The organism is Streptomyces sp. NBC_01445, assembly GCF_035918235.1.
GTDB lineage: Bacteria > Actinomycetota > Actinomycetes > Streptomycetales > Streptomycetaceae > Streptomyces.
The window spans coordinates 1548355-1564418 of record NZ_CP109485.1; the positions used below are offsets into that span (position 1 = coordinate 1548355).

The 16064-nt window shown below is 71.8% G+C and carries 14 protein-coding genes and 1 pseudogene; 4 read left to right on the plus strand and 11 right to left on the minus strand.

Translation table 11 applies throughout. The features are described 5' to 3' along the window. Positions 1-173: 173 nt before the first annotated feature. Both OG574_RS07310 and OG574_RS07315 read left to right on the plus strand, forming a co-directional pair. Positions 174-728 (plus strand): sigma-70 family RNA polymerase sigma factor, encoded by a 555-nt coding sequence (locus OG574_RS07310; RefSeq protein WP_100592980.1) that lies wholly within the window; start codon positions 174-176, stop codon positions 726-728. Positions 729-873: 145 nt separating this feature from the next. Continuing rightward, positions 874-1392 carry a hypothetical protein gene (locus tag OG574_RS07315; protein WP_326772429.1) on the plus strand — a complete coding sequence of 173 codons (519 nt, stop codon included), beginning with the start codon at positions 874-876 and terminating at the stop codon, positions 1390-1392. Between the two features lie 37 nt (positions 1393-1429). On the opposite strand, the gene OG574_RS07320 is transcribed toward OG574_RS07315, so the two are convergent. The 4 genes from OG574_RS07320 to OG574_RS07335 form a co-directional block, all read right to left on the minus strand. Beyond that, entirely contained in the window at positions 1430-2629 is a 1200-nt protein-coding gene (locus OG574_RS07320; RefSeq protein ID WP_326772430.1) for a sensor histidine kinase, read from the minus strand. After that, entirely contained in the window at positions 2626-4161 is a 1536-nt protein-coding gene (locus OG574_RS07325; protein ID WP_326772431.1) for a sodium/solute symporter, read from the minus strand. The genes OG574_RS07320 and OG574_RS07325 overlap by 4 nt, the downstream gene beginning before the upstream one ends. Further along, on the minus strand, positions 4158-4505 hold the full coding sequence (locus tag OG574_RS07330; protein WP_100592976.1) for a hypothetical protein: 348 nt from the start codon (positions 4503-4505) through the stop codon (positions 4158-4160). The genes OG574_RS07325 and OG574_RS07330 overlap by 4 nt, the downstream gene beginning before the upstream one ends. Before the next feature lie 114 nt (positions 4506-4619). Next, the gene (locus OG574_RS07335; protein ID WP_100592975.1) at positions 4620-5369 is read right to left on the minus strand and encodes a LytR/AlgR family response regulator transcription factor; all 750 of its coding nucleotides are present in this window, start codon (positions 5367-5369) and stop codon (positions 4620-4622) included. 139 nt (positions 5370-5508) lie between these two features. Between OG574_RS07335 and OG574_RS07340 the strand changes: the two genes are divergently transcribed. Continuing rightward, positions 5509-6159: a zf-HC2 domain-containing protein gene (locus OG574_RS07340; protein ID WP_326772432.1), complete on the plus strand. Its 651-nt coding sequence runs from the start codon at positions 5509-5511 to the stop codon at positions 6157-6159. Between the two features lie 7 nt (positions 6160-6166). Here OG574_RS07340 and OG574_RS07345 read toward each other — a convergent pair. From OG574_RS07345 to OG574_RS07360, 4 genes and pseudogenes are all read right to left on the minus strand, one after another. Further along, a pseudogene (locus tag OG574_RS07345) lies at positions 6167-7813 on the minus strand (IS200/IS605 family accessory protein TnpB-related protein). Positions 7814-8047: 234 nt separating this feature from the next. Beyond that, positions 8048-8908: an Fpg/Nei family DNA glycosylase gene (locus OG574_RS07350; RefSeq protein ID WP_326772434.1), complete on the minus strand. Its 861-nt coding sequence runs from the start codon at positions 8906-8908 to the stop codon at positions 8048-8050. A 58-nt stretch (positions 8909-8966) separates the two neighbouring features. Then, positions 8967-11060, minus strand: a complete 2094-nt coding sequence (locus tag OG574_RS07355) for a SpoIIE family protein phosphatase (RefSeq protein ID WP_326772435.1) — start codon at positions 11058-11060, stop codon at positions 8967-8969. 137 nt (positions 11061-11197) lie between these two features. After that, a complete protein-coding gene (locus OG574_RS07360; RefSeq protein WP_326772436.1) occupies positions 11198-12352 on the minus strand; it encodes a DUF6777 domain-containing protein in 1155 nt (384 codons plus the stop codon). 119 nt (positions 12353-12471) lie between these two features. Here OG574_RS07360 and OG574_RS07365 point away from each other — a divergent pair, with 119 nt between their 5' ends. Further along, complete coding sequence (locus OG574_RS07365; RefSeq protein ID WP_326772437.1) at positions 12472-13902, plus strand: lipase maturation factor family protein; 1431 nt, start codon at positions 12472-12474, stop codon at positions 13900-13902. Between the two features lie 13 nt (positions 13903-13915). On the opposite strand, the gene OG574_RS07370 is transcribed toward OG574_RS07365, so the two are convergent. From OG574_RS07370 to OG574_RS07380, 3 genes are read right to left on the minus strand one after another with little or no spacing between them, the layout of a single operon-like run. After that, positions 13916-14761, minus strand: coding sequence for an amidohydrolase family protein (locus tag OG574_RS07370; RefSeq protein ID WP_326772438.1), 846 nt, complete (start codon positions 14759-14761; stop codon positions 13916-13918). After that, entirely contained in the window at positions 14761-15072 is a 312-nt protein-coding gene (locus tag OG574_RS07375; RefSeq protein WP_326772439.1) for an L-rhamnose mutarotase, read from the minus strand. The genes OG574_RS07370 and OG574_RS07375 overlap by 1 nt, the downstream gene beginning before the upstream one ends. After that, positions 15069-16064 carry an aldo/keto reductase gene (locus OG574_RS07380; protein WP_326772440.1) on the minus strand — a complete coding sequence of 332 codons (996 nt, stop codon included), beginning with the start codon at positions 16062-16064 and terminating at the stop codon, positions 15069-15071. Before OG574_RS07380 ends, OG574_RS07375 begins: the two co-directional genes overlap by 4 nt.

A 16064-nucleotide genomic window follows, 5' to 3' on the forward strand; every position in this document is an offset into this window, starting at 1 on the left:
GTACGGCCATCGGGCCGAGTCAAGGCTCCATACCGCCGCAGTCCCCACAACGGCGTCACGTTCCGGCGCAGTCGGCCCCGTTCGCCGCACCGCTCGCCGACGGCATCGACCGCCCGTCGCAGACCGCTGCCCGTGCTCTGGGCGTGAGCGGCGAGCTGCGCTGCCATACGGCCATGACGACCGCCACGAAGACCGAAGGACCCGACCGCACGGCAGCACATGTGCTGGCCGAGCTCCAGCGCGAGCACGGCAGGCCGCTTCTCTCCTTCCTCCTGCGGCTGTGCGACGGCGACCGGCAGCGGGCGGAAGACCTGGTCCAGGAGACGTTCGTCCGCGCCTGGCAGCATCCGGAGGCGCTGCGCGCCGACTACGAGTCCGTGCGGCCCTGGCTGTTCACCGTCGGCCGCAGGCTCGCCATAGACGCCCGGCGCGCGCGGCTCGCCCGCCCCCCGGAGATCGGCGGCACGGTCCTGGAGAGCGCGCGGGTCTGCGCCGACCACGCGGAGCGCTCGGCGGCCGCGCTCGATGTGCGGGAGGCCGTGGCGACGCTCAGCCCGGAGCACCGGGCGGTGCTCCTCCAGGTGTACTTCCGTGGCGCCTCCGTGGCCGAGGCCGCCGCGGCGCTCGGCATCCCTCCCGGTACCGTGAAGTCCCGCGCGTACTACGCGCTGCGCGCACTGCGCAGGGTGCTCCCGGGCTATGAGGCGAACACGGTCGGCCCGCATTGAAACCGGACAACAGGTCAAGCCTCCGTAAAGCGCCTTGCCCGGTGCCCCGGTCCTCGATTGAGTAATCGGCTGTCCTCCCCCGCCCGGTCGGGCGCGAGGGCCCGGGGGCCGGCACAGCGCACGGACCGGAGGAAGGCAGGAAGGGATGTTGCACGGGAGCAAGGAAGGCACATCGGACGCCGGCGGCGGCGAACTGACGGTGCCGATGGCGTGGTTGTACGCCGAATACATCGCCGATGAGCTGCTGCGCACCGGTGATCTGATGCCGCCCACGTCCTTCGAGTTCCGAGCCGGGCGCGACGCACTCGCACTGACGATCTTCCTGTCGGACACGGACGGCGAGCTGTCCGGCATCCGGGTCGTGTCCCAGCTGGAGACCTGGCTGTCGCTGACGGCGTACGACCAGCCGTGGCAGTACTGGGTGCGGGAGCACATGGGGCGCCTTGCCGCGCAGGCGCTTCATGAGAACAGACCTTCGCCGGACCTCGAACTGGCCGAGGCGGCCTGGCGATGGCTGGAGGAGACGGAACTGCTCGCGCCGGACCTGGACTCCGTGCCGGGCCGCGGATCGCTGCCCGACGAGGAGGACGACGGGCCGAAGGTGTGGACACCGGCGTGGCAACTGGGGCTGCCGCTCGGCCATCTGGCGATCCATCTGTTCTGAACACCATCGGCCCCTTCGCCGGGCCCCTGCTGTCCTGCTATTCGACCTCGACGCCCGAAGAGTGCACGCCCGCGCGGTACTTGGGAATCCGCACGGTGATCTTCATGCCCGCGCCGGTGCCGGTCTCGATGACGAGGCCGTAGTCGTCGCCGAACACCTGCCTGAGCCGCTCGTCGACGTTCGAGAGGCCGATCCCGGTCGAGGTGCCGCCCTCGCCGCGCAGGATCGCGCGCAGCTCGCCCGGGTCCATGCCGACCCCGTCGTCCTCGATGACGACCTCCGCCTCCGCGCCCGCGTCCCGGGCGCCGATCGTGATGCGGCTGCCGGTGACGGCGCCCTCCAGGCCGTGCTTCACGGCGTTCTCGACGAGGGGCTGGAGGCACAGGAAGGGCAGCGCCACCGGCAGCACCTCGGGCGCGATCTGGAGCGTGACCGAGAGCCGGTCGCCGAACCGGGCCCGGACCAGGGCCAGATACTGGTCGATGGAGTGCAGTTCGTCGGCGAGCGTGGTGAAGTCGCCGTGGCGGCGGAACGAGTAACGGGTGAAGTCGGCAAATTCCAGAAGGAGTTCGCGTGCCCGCTCGGGGTCCGTGCGCACGAACGAGGCGATGGCGGCCAGTGAGTTGAAAATGAAGTGCGGCGAAATCTGCGCGCGCAGCGCCTTGATCTCGGCCTCGATGAGGCGGGTGCGGGAGCGATCGAGTTCGGCCAGCTCCAGCTGTACGGAGATCCAGCGGGCCACCTCGTCGGCAGCGCGGGCGAGGACGGCCGACTCGCGGGGCGCGTAGGCGACGAGGGCGCCGAGCACGCGCCCGTCGGTGACGATCGGGGCGGCCACGGCCCAGCGCAGCGGGCAGTCGACGGCCCCGCATCCGCAGCCGAACGCCGCGCTGCGCCCGGTGTCGAGCAGCCCTTCGAGATACCCCATGACCTGTTTGCCATGCTGGTCCCCCGCGCCGTCCCAGGCGAGGACGGCGGCGCGGTTGGTGAGGCAGAGCGCGTCGGTGCCGAGCAGCGTGCGCAACCTGCGGGCAGACCTGCGAGCCGACTCCTCGGTGAGCCCGGCCCGCAGCGGCGGCGCGGCGAGCGAGGCGGTGTGCAGCGTGTCGAAGGTGGCCCGCTCCACGGGCGTACCGACGTCGCTGCGGCCCCCGGGGTGCGCCGTGCGCCGGCCGAGGACGAAGCCGCCCGCGAGGAGGAGCGGGCACAGGGCGAGGAGTACGGCGGTGGCGGTCACGTGCGGGCTCCCTGCTCGCCGGCGGCGATCGTCCCGTCCGTGCTGAGCGACTCGGGCAGGTGCAGCCGCGTCATCGTGGCGCTGGTGTGCGGCGGTACGGAGTCCTGGGTGGCCAGCGATACGAGGATCATGGCCAGGAAGCCGACCGGGACCGACCACACGGCGGGCCAGGCGAGCAGTGTGTGCAGCCAGCCGCCCTGTGCGACGCCGGCGACGGTCAGGGTGACCGCGACGAGCGCGGAGCCGCCGCCGAGGAGCAGTCCGGCCCGCGCGCCGGGCGGGGTGAGCCGCCGCCACCAGATGCCGAGGACAAGCAGCGGGCAGAACGAGGACGCCGACACCGCGAACGCCATCCCCACGGCGTCCGCCACCGGCACCCCGCTGACCAGGAGCGCCCCGCCCAGCGGAACGGTCATCGCGAGGAGTGTCGCCAGGCGGAAGTGCCGTACGCCGCGGGCCGGCAAGACGTCCTGGCTGAGCACGCCGGCGACGGCCATCGTCAGACCCGAGGCGGTCGACAGGAACGCTGCGAAGGCGCCGCCGGCCACGAGCGCCCCGAGCAGGTCACCGCCGAGCCCGCCGATGGCCCGGCCCGGCAGGAGCAGGACGGCCGCGTCGGCGTCCTGGGTAGCGCTCAGTTCGGGCGCGTACAGACGGCCGAGCCAGCCGTAGATCGGCGGCAGGCAGTAGAAGAGCCCGATGAGGGCGAGCACGGCGACCGTGGTGCGGCGGGCCGCGCGGCCGTTCGGGCTGGTGTAGAAACGGACGACGACGTGCGGCAGGCCCATCGTGCCCAGGAACGTGGCGACGATGAGGCCGTACGTCGCGTACAGCGGGTGGTCCGCGCGGCTGGTGGCGAGTGGCTGCCCGGAGCCCGCGCCGGACCAGGGCGCGCCGTCTGCGGAGGGCGGGGTGCCGCCGTCGCCGTGCCAGGCGAGGACCAGGAAGAACGCGGGCACGAGCAGCGCGGTCAGCTTCAGCCAGTACTGGAAGGCCTGCACGAAGGTGATGGAGCGCATGCCGCCCGCGGCGACCGCGAGGACGACGACGGCGGCGACGAGCGCCCCGCCGAACCAGCGCGGCGCGCCCGTGAGGATCTGCAACGTGAGCCCGGCGCCCTGGAGTTGGGGCACGAGGTAGAGCCAGCCCGCGCCGACCACGAGCATGCTGACAACCCTGCGGACGCTGCGGGACTCCAGGCGGCCCTCGGCGAAGTCGGGCAGCGTGTACGCGCCGGAGCGGCGCAGCGGGGCCGCGACGAACACGAGCAGGACGAGGTATCCGGCGGTGTAGCCGACGGGGTACCAGAGCATGTCGGGGCCGTGCACGAGCAGCAGTCCGGCGACGCCGAGGAAGGAGGCAGCGGAGAGGTACTCCCCGCTGATCGCCGCGGCGTTGAGGCCGGGGCCCACCGTGCGCGAGGCGACGTAGAAGTCGGAGGTGGTGCGGGAGATGCGCAGGCCGAAGCCGCCGATGAGGACCGTGGCCAGGACGACCACGGCCACGGCGGGTATCGCGTACGCCTCGTTCACGGCGCCCCGTGACGTTCGCGGGCGGCGCGGCCGTGCACGAGGCGGGCGAAGTCGCGTTCGTTGCGCTCGGCCCGGCGCACGTACCACCAGGCGATGAGGACGAGGACCGGGTAGCAGCCGAAGCCGAGGACGATCCAGACGACGGTGGTGTTGCGCAGCGCGCCGAAGAAGAGCGGCAGGGTCACGACGGGCAGCGCGAGGACCGCGAACGCGGTGAGTCCGGTGCGGAGTTGACTGCGCATCAGCGAGCGGACGTAGGCCGCGCCCAGCGTCGTCTGTTCGTCGATCTCCCACTGGGTGGGGTGGCCGGGCAGCCGGCGAGCCGCGCGCGGCTCGCCGGTCACGACCTCGCGGCGGGGTGCGGGCTCAGCGCTGGCGGACACGGCCGGAGTGTAGGCGGGGGTGCGGGCCGAGCGGAAGAGGTCGACGGGTATCGGCCCAGGTCACGCGGTTTCCGGTCAGCCGCCCGCGCGCCGCATCAGGAGTTCGCGGACACGGCTCGCGTGGCGGCGGCTCACGGCGAGTTCGGCGTCGCCTATCCGCACGCTCATGCCGCCGCCGTCGAGACGGAGTTCGTCGATGCGGTGCAGGGCGACGAGATGGCTGCGGTGGATCCGGACGAACCCGTGCGGCTGCCAGCGCTCCTCCAGGGTGGTCAGCGGTATGCGCACGAGGTGGCTGGCGTCGGCGGTGTGCAGGCGCGCGTAGTCGCCCTGGGCCTCGGCGTACGTGATGTCGGCGACGGCCACGAGGCGGGTGACGCCGCCGAGTTCGACGGGGATCCGGTCGGCGGAGAGGTCCACGGCGGGCCGGGCGACGGCGGCCTGCTCGGCAACGCGCCGTACGGCCTCCGCGAGGCGTTCCCTGCGGACGGGCTTGAGGACGTAGTCGACGGCCTTCAGGTCGAAGGCCTGCACGGCGAAGTCCTCGTGGGCAGTGACGAAGACGATCAGCGGGGGCTTGGCGAACCCGGCGAGGAGCCGGGCCACGTCGAGGCCCGTGAGCCCGGCCATCTGGATGTCGAGGAAGAGCACGTCGATGGCGCCGGCGTCGTCGCCTCCCGCGTCCAGGGCGCGCCCGATGCGGCGCAGCGCCTCGTTCGCGTCGGTGGCGCCCTCGGCAGCGCGCACCCGCGGGTCGGCCCGCAACAGGTAGAGCAGCTCGGCGAGTGCGGGTTCCTCGTCGTCGACGGCCAGTACGCGCAGCATGCGGCTGGAGTGTAGGTGGTTGCCCCGTGGTGGCCAATCCTGGTGGGACTTGAGTGATTCGGCGGCCGGTTGCGTACGGAAGGGCGAGCGGCACACACGGTCCGGTCAGAGGTCAGACACGTACGACGCGAGGAACGGCATGAGGTCCCTGGATCGGCATCGCGACGCCGGCGCCTACGCGCTGGGCGTCCTCGACGAGGCGGACCGGTTCCGCTTCGAGGACCATCTCGGGCAGTGCCCCGGGTGCGTGGCGCGGGTCGGGGGGTTCGGGTCCACGACGGCGGCCCTGGCGCTGTACGCGCGGGCTACGCCGCCGGCCGTGGAGACCGTGGCCGAGGCGGGTCCCGTGCTCCTGGACGGGCTGGTCTCGCGGATGGAGCGGGTGCGACGGGCGGGCCGGAGGCGGTGGCTGTGCGCGATGGCGGCGGCGGTCGTGCTCGCCGTGGCGGGGCCGGGTGCTGTGGTCCTGGGCGGATCCGGCGACGGCGCCGTGCGCCTGGACGCACGGGACGCGGGGACCGGGGTGTCGGCGTCGGTGACGGCGTCCGGCCACGAGTGGGGCACCGGGGTGGGGCTCGAGGTCCACGACGCGCGCGGCCCACGGGTGTGCGAGCTGGTCGTCGTCGGCAAGGACGGTTCGCGGCAGACGGTGACGAGCTGGGCCGTGCGGGCCCACGACGCCGGGGCGACCACGACGCAGAGCGCGGTGGCGCTCCACCCTCAGGAGATCGCCCGCTTCGAGGTGCGGACCACTGACGGGGCACGCCTGGTGACCATCCCGATGCGGTGAACCGTTCCTAGAGACTGAGCGGGAGTGGGTCCTGTTGCCAGAACCCATGCTCAGCCGTGTGCCCCGAACGGTTTTGGGCACACTGGTCCCCCGCGTTCGCTCCGCGTCCGGGCGGCACGGATCGTGTCCGTGGTCCGGGCATGCGGGGGCGGGGTTCCTCGCCCCCAAGAGCACGCCGCTCGGCCTGGACGGTCCGATGCCCCACACGATCGCTCCGGTCGTGCGGGGGCGGTGCCGTCCGTCGCCGGATCGGGTGCCCTTGGGCGCGCCTGCCGATCGCGATGCTCGCGGCATCGTGACGGCTGGTCTTGCTGGTGAGGGGCTTCTGCCAGTGTTGCGCGCCCCATTTGGAGGTGTAGGCCGGGTCGACGGCGATGACCGCGATGCCCGTCTGGTCGGCCATGGAGGCAAGGCGGGCGCGGAGTTTGCCGGTGGGCATGCCGGAGATCACCTGACGGAAGCGGCGCTTGCGCCCGTGTTTCTCGCGGGACTTCTCCGTCGTGAAGTCCAGGTCTTCGACTGCGACGGCGGCGACGCCGCAGGACTTGGCCCAGTTCAACAGACGGGTGAGGGCGTGCCGGACCTGGGCGTCGCGGTGCTGGGCGGTGCCGGACAGGTCGTAGACGAAGCGACGGGGCCGGCCGATCGGATTGCCGTGGGTGTCGAGCCGCCAGGCGGCGAGGTGGTCGGCGTTGGTGTCCACGCCGATCACCCCGTGCGCCAGCGCAGCGTCCATGGGGATGGTCGGGGTGACGGGGAATGTCCACGCGGCGGTCAGGTACCAACGTGAACGGGCCACGTCCAGGTGAATGCGGTAGGCAACGGCCCGGTTTGCCTCCACGCGGTCTCGCCATTCCTGGCCGCGGTGCGGAAACCGCACCGTTGCGGCGAGCACATACCGGCCGTGCTTGCTGTTGGCGTACGAGGCCAGCGGGGCCGGGAGTTTGATGGACACCTCGCCATCGGGGCAGATGCGGATCGTCTCGTTCCCGTACCGCTTCCCGGACTCGCCGTCCGCTTGCAGGAACCAGCGCTCCGCCTCCCACCGCTGCCGCCACTCCTGCTCGCTGAGCTGGGCCGTGGCCAGGTGGTGGCGGTTGTTCATCAGACGCTTGCCGCCGCGTACCACCCGCACCCGCCCGGCCTCCCGGTCGGCGTGCACCGACGCGAGACGGTCCTCCAATGCTGCAAGGCGGCGGGATTTGGCGTGCCACTCCCTCCGGGACCGGTAACCACCCGGAGCCCGCTTGCCGCCCCTCTCCCCGATCGGCAACGACAGGCGGTGCGCGATGGTCTTGATTCCGGCTTCGAGGTTTTGAATGTGTGCCATCTGTGCGCGCCGGGACAGCGCCCACTGATCATGTGTGGCCTTCGTGAGCGCACCCGCCCACCTGGATGACGACCGCGGCGTCAGCTCCCGCTTCCTCGCCGCCCACGTCTGCGCCGAATGCTGCAGACCATCCCGGCAACGTGATGTGAGATCCCGTGAGGCGAGCGCGCTCAGGTGCGCGCCGACCAACGTGAGGACCTGCTCATCCGCGGCCGTGAGGTCCTTGAGGCGGTCACGTACCGCCACACCGGAAGGCCCTGGAGCGACGAATGGTCGGGCGGGCACACGCAGCCCCGAAACCGACCGCCCCGTCCACCCGCGCACCCCACCCACCCCGCTCCACCCTCTGACCCGCTTGTCATACCGGACAACGAACCACGCGAGGAAAGGTCACACATTCCCACCTCGAACATTCAGACAATTCATCTGGCGCAACCGACCAGATCGGGGCATGCTCGCTCATACAGCCCTATGTGCAGTGATACGCCGAAAACCAACGCCAGTTGAAGACCTCCTTTCCTGGCAAGTGACTTCGGGCAGTGCACGCCGGCACGGCCGTCACTTCAGAAGCTTCGACATCCTGCGGTCCGCGAGCGGCTTGCCGCCCGTCTGGCAGGTCGGGCAGTACTGGAGCGACGAGTCGTGGAAGGACACCTCACGGATGGTGTCGCCGCACACGGGGCACTTCTCCCCCGCCCTGCCGTGCACTCGCAGCCCGCTCTTCTTCTCGGCCTTGAGCCGCCCGGCCGCGACGCCGCGTGAGCGCTCGACGGCCTCGGTCAACGTGTCGCGCAGGGCCTTGTAGAGGACGGACACGTCGTCGGCGGTCAGGCTCGACGCGAGCTTGAACGGGGACATCTTCGCGGCGTGCAGGATCTCGTCGCTGTACGCGTTCCCGATGCCGGCGATGAGGCTCTGGTCGCGCAGCGCCCCCTTGATCTGCCGCCGCTCGCCGTCCAGGAGTGCGGCGAAGCGTGCCTCGTCGAAGCCGTCGGCGAGCGGGTCGGGGCCGAGTCTCGCGATGCCGGGGACATCGGCCGGGTCGTGGACGACGTACACGGCGAGGCTCTTCTGGGTGCCCGCCTCGGTGAGGTCGAAGCCCTCGCCGTCCTCCAGGGCGACGCGCAGGGCGAGCGGTCCTTTGCCGGGGCGGGGCGGGCCGTCGGGGAGCCGGTCCTTCCAGTGGAGCCAGCCCGCGCGGGCGAGGTGCGTGACGAGGTGAAGTCCGTCCGCGTCGAGGTCGAGGAACTTGCCGTGCCGCGTCACGCTCGTGACCGTGCGGCCCTCCAGGGCGGCGGGCGGCGGGTCGTACGTCTTGAGGACGCTCACGGCGACGGGCAGGACGCGGACGATCTCGTGCCCCACCAGATGCTCGGTGAGGAAGTCCGTCAGCGCTTCGACCTCGGGAAGTTCCGGCATAGGTCCAGAGTGCCACCGGGCACTGACACCGCCATGTGAGCCGTCGCCACGGCCCCGGTCAGTCGCGGGCCGGCACCACGAACTCGCACCACACGCACTTGCCGCTCCCCCGCGCCTCCACGCCCCACACGTCCGCGAGCCGGTCCACGAGGAGCAGGCCGCGCCCCGAGACGCCTTCCTCGCCCGCCTCGCGCCGGCGTGGCAGCGCGCTGGAGGTGTCCTCGACCTCCACGCGTAGCCTGCGGTCGGACGCGGTGATCACGCGGAGGGTGACGATCGCGGGGCCGTCGGTGTGCATCAGCGCGTTGGTGATCATCTCGTCGGCGACGAGCTCGATCTCGTCCGCGCGCCCGCCCGATCCCCAGGCCCGGACGGCGGCCCTGATCATGTGCCGGGCCTCTCTCAGGGCCTCGGGGTCGTTCGGCGCGACATGCTGCTGGAGTCGGCCGCCCGACTGGGGGGCGCCGATGCCGCGGCGGCGCAGCAGGAGCAGGGCGACATCGTCGTCACCGCCGCGTTCGTCGACGCTCTCGCACAACAGGTCGCCGAGGTCGCCGAGGTCGTGGGGGCCGGTGCCGACGAGGGCCGTGAGGGCCTGGAGTCCGTCGTCGAGGTCGGTGCCGGGCTGCTCGACGAGGCCGTCGGTGCACAGGATCAGAGTCTGGCCCGGGTCGAGTTCGACGGTCGCGACCGGGTATTCGAGCCGGCCGAACTCGGCGGAGAGGCCCAGCGGCAGGCCGCCGTCGACAGGCAGTCTGCGACAGGTCCCGTCGGTGAGGCGCAGCAGCGGGTCCAGATGCCCGGCGCGCACGAGCTGGACGACCCCGGTCGACAGGTCGGCCTCCGCGTACAGGCAGGTCGCGAACCGCTCGGTGTCGAGTTCGTGGAGGAAGACGGAGGCGCGGGCCATGACGGTGGCGGGCGTGTGCCCCTCGGCGGCGTACGCGCGCAGCACGATGCGCAGCTGTCCCATGACGGCGGCGGCGTGGGTGTCGTGTCCCTGGACGTCGCCGATGACGGCGCCGACGCGTCCGCCGGGCAGCGGGATCACGTCGTACCAGTCGCCTCCGATGTCGCGGCCGAGGGAGGCCGAGCGGTAACGGACGGCGATGTCGGCGCCGGACACGGCGGGGATGGTGCGGGGCAGCATGGCCTGCTGGAGGCCCTGGGCGAGGTCCTTCTCCTGCTCGTAGAACATCGCGCGCTGGAGGCTCTGGGCGATGCTGCTGCCGAGGGCGACGAGTACGTTGCGCTCCTCCTCGGTGAAGCCGCGTTTCTCGTTGTAGAGCAGGCCGAGCGCGCCGATGGGGCGGGCCTGGGCGATGAGCGGCAGGTAGGCCGCGGCCGTGATCTCGAGCTGGGTGATGTGCGGCCACAGCAGCGGGTAGGACTCGGCGAAGTCGTCGGGGGACTCGATGAAGCGGGGCGCGAGGGTGCGCACGACGTCGCCCATGGGGTACGGCTCGTCGATCCGCGTGACCTTGGTGCCGGGCACGAAGCTGCCCTCGGGGCCGTCGGCGACGAGGTGGATGCGGCCGGCTTTGACAAGGCCCATGACGAGGCTGGTGGCGCCGAGGTGCTGGAGGCCGTGGCTGTCCTTGAGCACGTCGATGACGTCCTGGACGGTGCGGGCGTGGGCGAGTGCGGCGGTGGTGCCCTGGACGACGCTGGTCTGGCGGCGGCGCAGGGCGTCCTGTTCACGCCGGGCCGTGCTGTCGCTGAGCTCCTGGGTGGCGTCGCGGACGAGGCCGACGATGCGGCGCGGGCGGCCGGTGTCGTCCCGTCGGATGTAGCCCTGGGTGTGGGTCCAGCGCATCCTGCCGTCGCGGCATTTGATGCGGAAGTAGGCGCCGTAGTTCTCGCTGCCGTCCTTCAGGGCCGTGGAGACGATGCCGTCGAGCCTGACGGCCTCGGTCGGGGGGACGCGGAGGTCGAGGGTCTCGGGGCGCCCGTCGTATTCCTCGGGGCGTATGTCGAAGATCTCGTGGGCCTTGGCGTCCATGTGCATCAGGCCGGCGTCGAGGTCCCAGTCGAAGCTGCCGATGCCCAGGTGGTCCCCGAACTCGGCGAGGAAGCAGCAGGCCGCACCGCCTGCCGCCCTGCCGCAGTGGGTGCAGTCGGTCGGCTCCCCTCCCCCCGTACCGGCTTCCATGGGGCCACGCTAGGCGCAGCGCGAATCACTCGCATGTGGGGCACCGTGTGCTCCGCATGGCCCTGCGCGCACCACTAGGCGCGCCGGGGGCCGTCGGTGCGGCGGCCCCCGGCGCGCCTTCGCCGGGCAAGGTTGCGTCAGATGTCGTGGACGTTCTCGGCGGACGGCTCGTCGGGGATGAGGCCGGTTCCGCCGGGCCGGTCGGGGCTGTCGGGGCTGTCGGGGACGGTGTCCGGGCCGAGGTCGCTGGAGCCGTCGCTGGGGGGCGAGTCCGGCGGGGTGTCTGTGTCGCCGGGCGCGCTGGTCGGCGGGCCGGCGGGCTCCGAGGCCGGTGCCGACTCGTCCGAGGAGGACGGTGCCGACTCGTCCGAGGAGGGCGGCTGCGACGACGGTGGGCTGGTGCTGCTGGAGGACTCCGACGGGCTGCTGCTGGAGCTGCTGCTCGAGCTCGGTGACGTGGACGACGGCGGGGGCGACTTGGAGCTGTCGGAGGGGTTGGGCTTCGGCATCGGGGGCGGCGGCACGCGCTTGTCGTGCTGTCCGTCGTCACCGACCTTCCGCTCGATCCACGTGTTGTTGGTGATGTTCACGATGACGATGTTCGTGATGACCTTCGGTGCCGGGGTGACGACCACGACCTGGGTGGGCCGGTAGCCGGACCACTCCTGTCCCTGGGTGTTCGGCGTCCCCGTGAACGCTACGGGCGGCGCCAGCGGGTTGCCGCACGCGCACCGCACGCGGGGCATCCCGCGTGCGTCGACGAGTACGGCGGTGCCGGCCTGGAGCACGGACTGGTAGCTCGTCGCCTCTCCGGAGCGGTAGCCGTGGTTGGTGACGCGGGTGTCGGCGCGCAGTACGACGGGGGTGAGGCCGCGCAGGAAGCTGGGGACGGTGGTCGCGGAGATGCCCGCGCCGTCGGCGAAGGCGCGTTCCTTGGTCGGGTCCGAGGTGAGGAAGGCGACCTGCTTCTCGACGTCGCAGCTTCCGACGGACTGCGTGCCGCCGTAGAGGCCGGGGGTCGCGCCGTCGACGGGACGCATGCCCTGCGTGGTCGCGGTTGCGGTGCCGCTCGGTGACGGCGGCTGCGGCGTTCGGGTGACGGGGGCAGGAGTCTCGGTGGTGGTGGCGGTGGAGTCGGTGAACGGGTCGTTGCCCACCTCCGCCACGGGCTGGAGGAACAGCTCCCCCTTGTCGGCCGACGCGTTGTTGCCGCTGTCCCCGGAACATCCGGCGACCAGGAGTGCGGCGGATATCGCAAAGGCAGTGACAAGGGTCCTGGTGGGTGAGCGCACCGTGTTCTCCCGCCTACATATGGGCACTTTGCCCCATTGTTTGCGACGGAATCGGGCATCTCGCAAGCGCAGTGCGATCCCGCACGCGCATCACCCTCACTCTCCGTCACACTGGAGAGGTGGAGTGGTTCAGCTCGCCCGGGTACTGGCTCGGCCGCCTGATCTTCCAGCGCGGTCTGGCGGCGCTGTATCTCGTGGCCTTCCTGGGGGCGGCGCTGCAGTTCCGGGCGCTGATCGGCGAGCGCGGGATGCTGCCGGTTCCGCGCTATCTGGAGCGGGTGCCATGGCGGCAGGCGCCGACGCTGTTCAGGGCGTACTACTCGGACCGGTTCTTCGCGGGCGTCGCCTGGGGCGGGGCCGCGCTGTCGGCCGCGCTCGCCGCGGGACTGGCCGACCGGGTGCCGCTGTGGGCAGCCATGGCCCTGTGGGTGGTGCCGTGGGTGCTCTATCTGTCGATCGTGAACGTCGGGCAGACCTGGTACGCGTTCGGCTGGGAGTCACTCCTGCTGGAGGTGGGCTTCCTCGCCGTCTTCCTCGGCAACGAACGGGTGGCGCCACCGCTGCTCGTACTGGTGCTCCTGCGCTGGGTCCTGTTCCGCGTCGAGTTCGGCGCGGGCCTGATCAAGATGCGCGGGGACGAGTGCTGGCGGAAGCTGACGTGCCTCTACTACCACCATGAGACACAGCCGATGCCGGGCCCGCTGAGCTGGTTCTTCCACCGGCTCCCGCGCCCCCTGCACCGCGTCGAGGCCGGTGCCAACCACGTGACCCAACTCGTCTTGCCCGTGCTCCTGTTCACCCCGCAGCCGATCGCGACGGGTGCGGCCTGCCTGATGATCCTCACCCAGCTGTGGCTGGTCCTGTCGGGCAACTTCTCCTGGCTGAACTGGCTGACGATCCTGCTCGCCGTGACGGCGGTGGACTTCTCCCTCCTGCGCGAGCCGCCGCACCCGGCCGCCGCCCCACTCTGGTACGAGTGCGTCGTCATCGCCGTCACCGCACTCGTCGTCGCGCTGAGCTACCACCCGGCGCTCAACCTGCTGTCGCGCCGCCAGTCCATGAACCGCTCCTACGACTCCCTGCACCTCGTCAACGCGTACGGCGCCTTCGGCAGCGTCGGGCGTATCCGGCACGAGATCGTCATCGAGGGCACGGCCGACGCGGTGCCACGTGAGGAATCCGCCTGGCTGGTCTACGAGTTCCGGGGCAAGCCGGGCGATCCGGGGCGCTGGCCACGCCAGTTCGCCCCCTACCATCTGCGGCTCGACTGGATGATGTGGTTCGCGGCGCTCTCTCCCCTGTACGCGGAGTCCTGGTTCGGAGGCCTGGTGGAGCGGCTTCTGACCGGCGACCGCGACACGTTGCGGCTCCTGCGCCGCTCCCCGTTCCCCGCCGACGCCCCGCCCACGTACGTCCGGGCCCGGCTCTACCGCTATCGCTTCACCACGTGGCGCGAGCTGCGGGCGACGGGTGCCTGCTGGGAGCGGACGTACGTACGCGAGTTCCTGAGGCCGACGCGGCTTGCCGTCTCCCGGAGCCAGAGCCGGTAGAAACCTCCCGGAGTCAGAGCCCGTAGACGCGGGTCGCCGTGCCGCCGAAGACCGCGTCGCGCTCAGGAGCGGTCAGCGATCCGGTCAACTCCTGTGCTGCGTCCATGACTTGCTCATAGGTTGCAGCCAGGTTGCACACCGGCCAGTCCGAGCCGAACATCACGCGGTCGGGCCCGAACGCCTCCAGGACCGCGTCGGCGTACGGCCGCAGCGCCCCCGGCGTCCAGGTCGCCCAGTCGGCCTCGGTGACCAGGCCGGAGAGTTTGCAGACCGCGTTGGGCAGGGCCGCCAGCGCGCGCAGCCCGTCGGCCCACGGCTCGGTCACGCCCGACGCGACGGGCGGCTTGCCGCAGTGGTCGAGGACGAAGGTGAGGCCGGGCAGAGCGGCGGCCGCCGCGGCGCAGGCGGGAAGCTGGTTCGGCAGGACCACCAGGTCGTAGACCAGACCGGCGTCGGCGACGGCCGCGAGGCCCCGGCGCACGTCGGGCCGCAGCAGCCACTCGGGGTCGGGTTCCGCCTGGACCTGGTGGCGGATGCCCTTCAGGTAACGCCCGCCGGGGAGTTCGGCGAGCCGGGCCAGGGTGTCGGCGATGTCGGGGCGTGTGAGGTCGGCCCAGCCGACCACTCCGGCCACGAGTTCGCCGGCGTGGGCCAGGGCGAGGAACTCCGGGGTCTCCTCCTCGACGGTGACGGTCTGCACGAGGACGGTGGCCGTGACACCGGACTTGTGCGCCAGGGGCGCGAGGTCGTCCAGCGTGAAGTCCCGCCGGATCGGGGCGAGTTGCTCGCCGGTGATCCAGGCCTGGTCGCGCACGGAGAGGTCCCAGACGTGGTGGTGCGCGTCGACGATCGCGGTCATCACAGCTCCCAGACGACGGGCAGGCCCGCGTCGGCGCCCTCGGCCGAGTAGTCGTGGACGACGTCGAGCAGTTCGGCCATCCGGGCCTGCCAGGCGATGTTCACCGGCAGCTTGTCCAGCTCGGCGAGCATGCGGGCGTAGTCCTCGCACTCCAGGACGTGGAACAGGTCGGTCCCGCTGCGCCAGATGGTCCACGACGTGGCACCGGCCGCGCGGATGGCCTTGCGCAGTTCGGCCGGGACCTCGCGGTGGGCGGCCTCGTACGCGTCGACACGGTCGGCGCGGACCTTGGTGTGCAGGGCGATTCTCACACGTGCTCCTCTCCGGGTACGGGGACGTCGTCGGGCAGCAGTCCGGCGGCGCGTACTTCCTTCCAGAACGCGGCCGGCACTGCCGCGGCGAACTGCTCGGCAGCGTCCTGGACTTCGTCCGGCGAACGGGTGCCCACCAGAATGCTCGCCACCGCCGGATGACCGAACGGGAAGGCGAGCGCGGCCGCCCGCAGGGTGATGCCGTGCCGCTGCGCCACGTCCTGCAACCGGTAGGCACGGTCCAGGACTTCGCGGGGTGCCGCCGCGTAGTCGTACGTCGCGCCGGGCCGCGGGTCGGCGAGGAGGCCGGAGTTGAACACGCCGCCGACGACGACCGACGTGCCGCGCGCCTGCGACTCGGGCAACAGCTCCGTCAGCGCCCCCTGGTCGAGGAGGGTGTAGCGGCCTGCGCACAGGACGGCGTCCACATCGGTGTCGCGGACGAACCGGGTGAGCATCGCGACCTGGTTCATACCGGCGCCGATCGCCCCGACGACACCCTCGGCACGCAGCCGCTCAAGAGCCGGGTAGGCCTCCCGGAACGCCTGCTCACCGTGGTCGTCCGGGTCGTGCAGATACACGACGTCGACGCGGTCGAGGCCGAGCCGCGTCAGGCTGTCCTCCAGAGAGCGGCGCACACCGTCCGCGCTGAAGTCCCAGACGCGGCGGTGCGTGGCAGGCACGGCGAACCCGTTCTCCAGGTCGTCGCCCCCGCTCTCCCCCACGGGCACGAGGAGGCGTCCCGCCTTTGTGGACACGGTGTACGCCGAGCGGTCCCGGGCCGCGAGGGCCTCGCCGAGGCGCAGCTCGGACAGGCCGATGCCGTAGTGCGGCGCCGTGTCGAAGTAACGGATGCCCGCGTCCCAGGCCGCGCCGACCGCGGTCCGGGCCTCCTCGTCGGTGACGGGCGTGTACAGGTTGCCGATACCGGCGGCGCCGAAGGACAGCTCGGTGACATCGACGCCGCTGCGGCCCAGGGTGCGGGTGCGCAT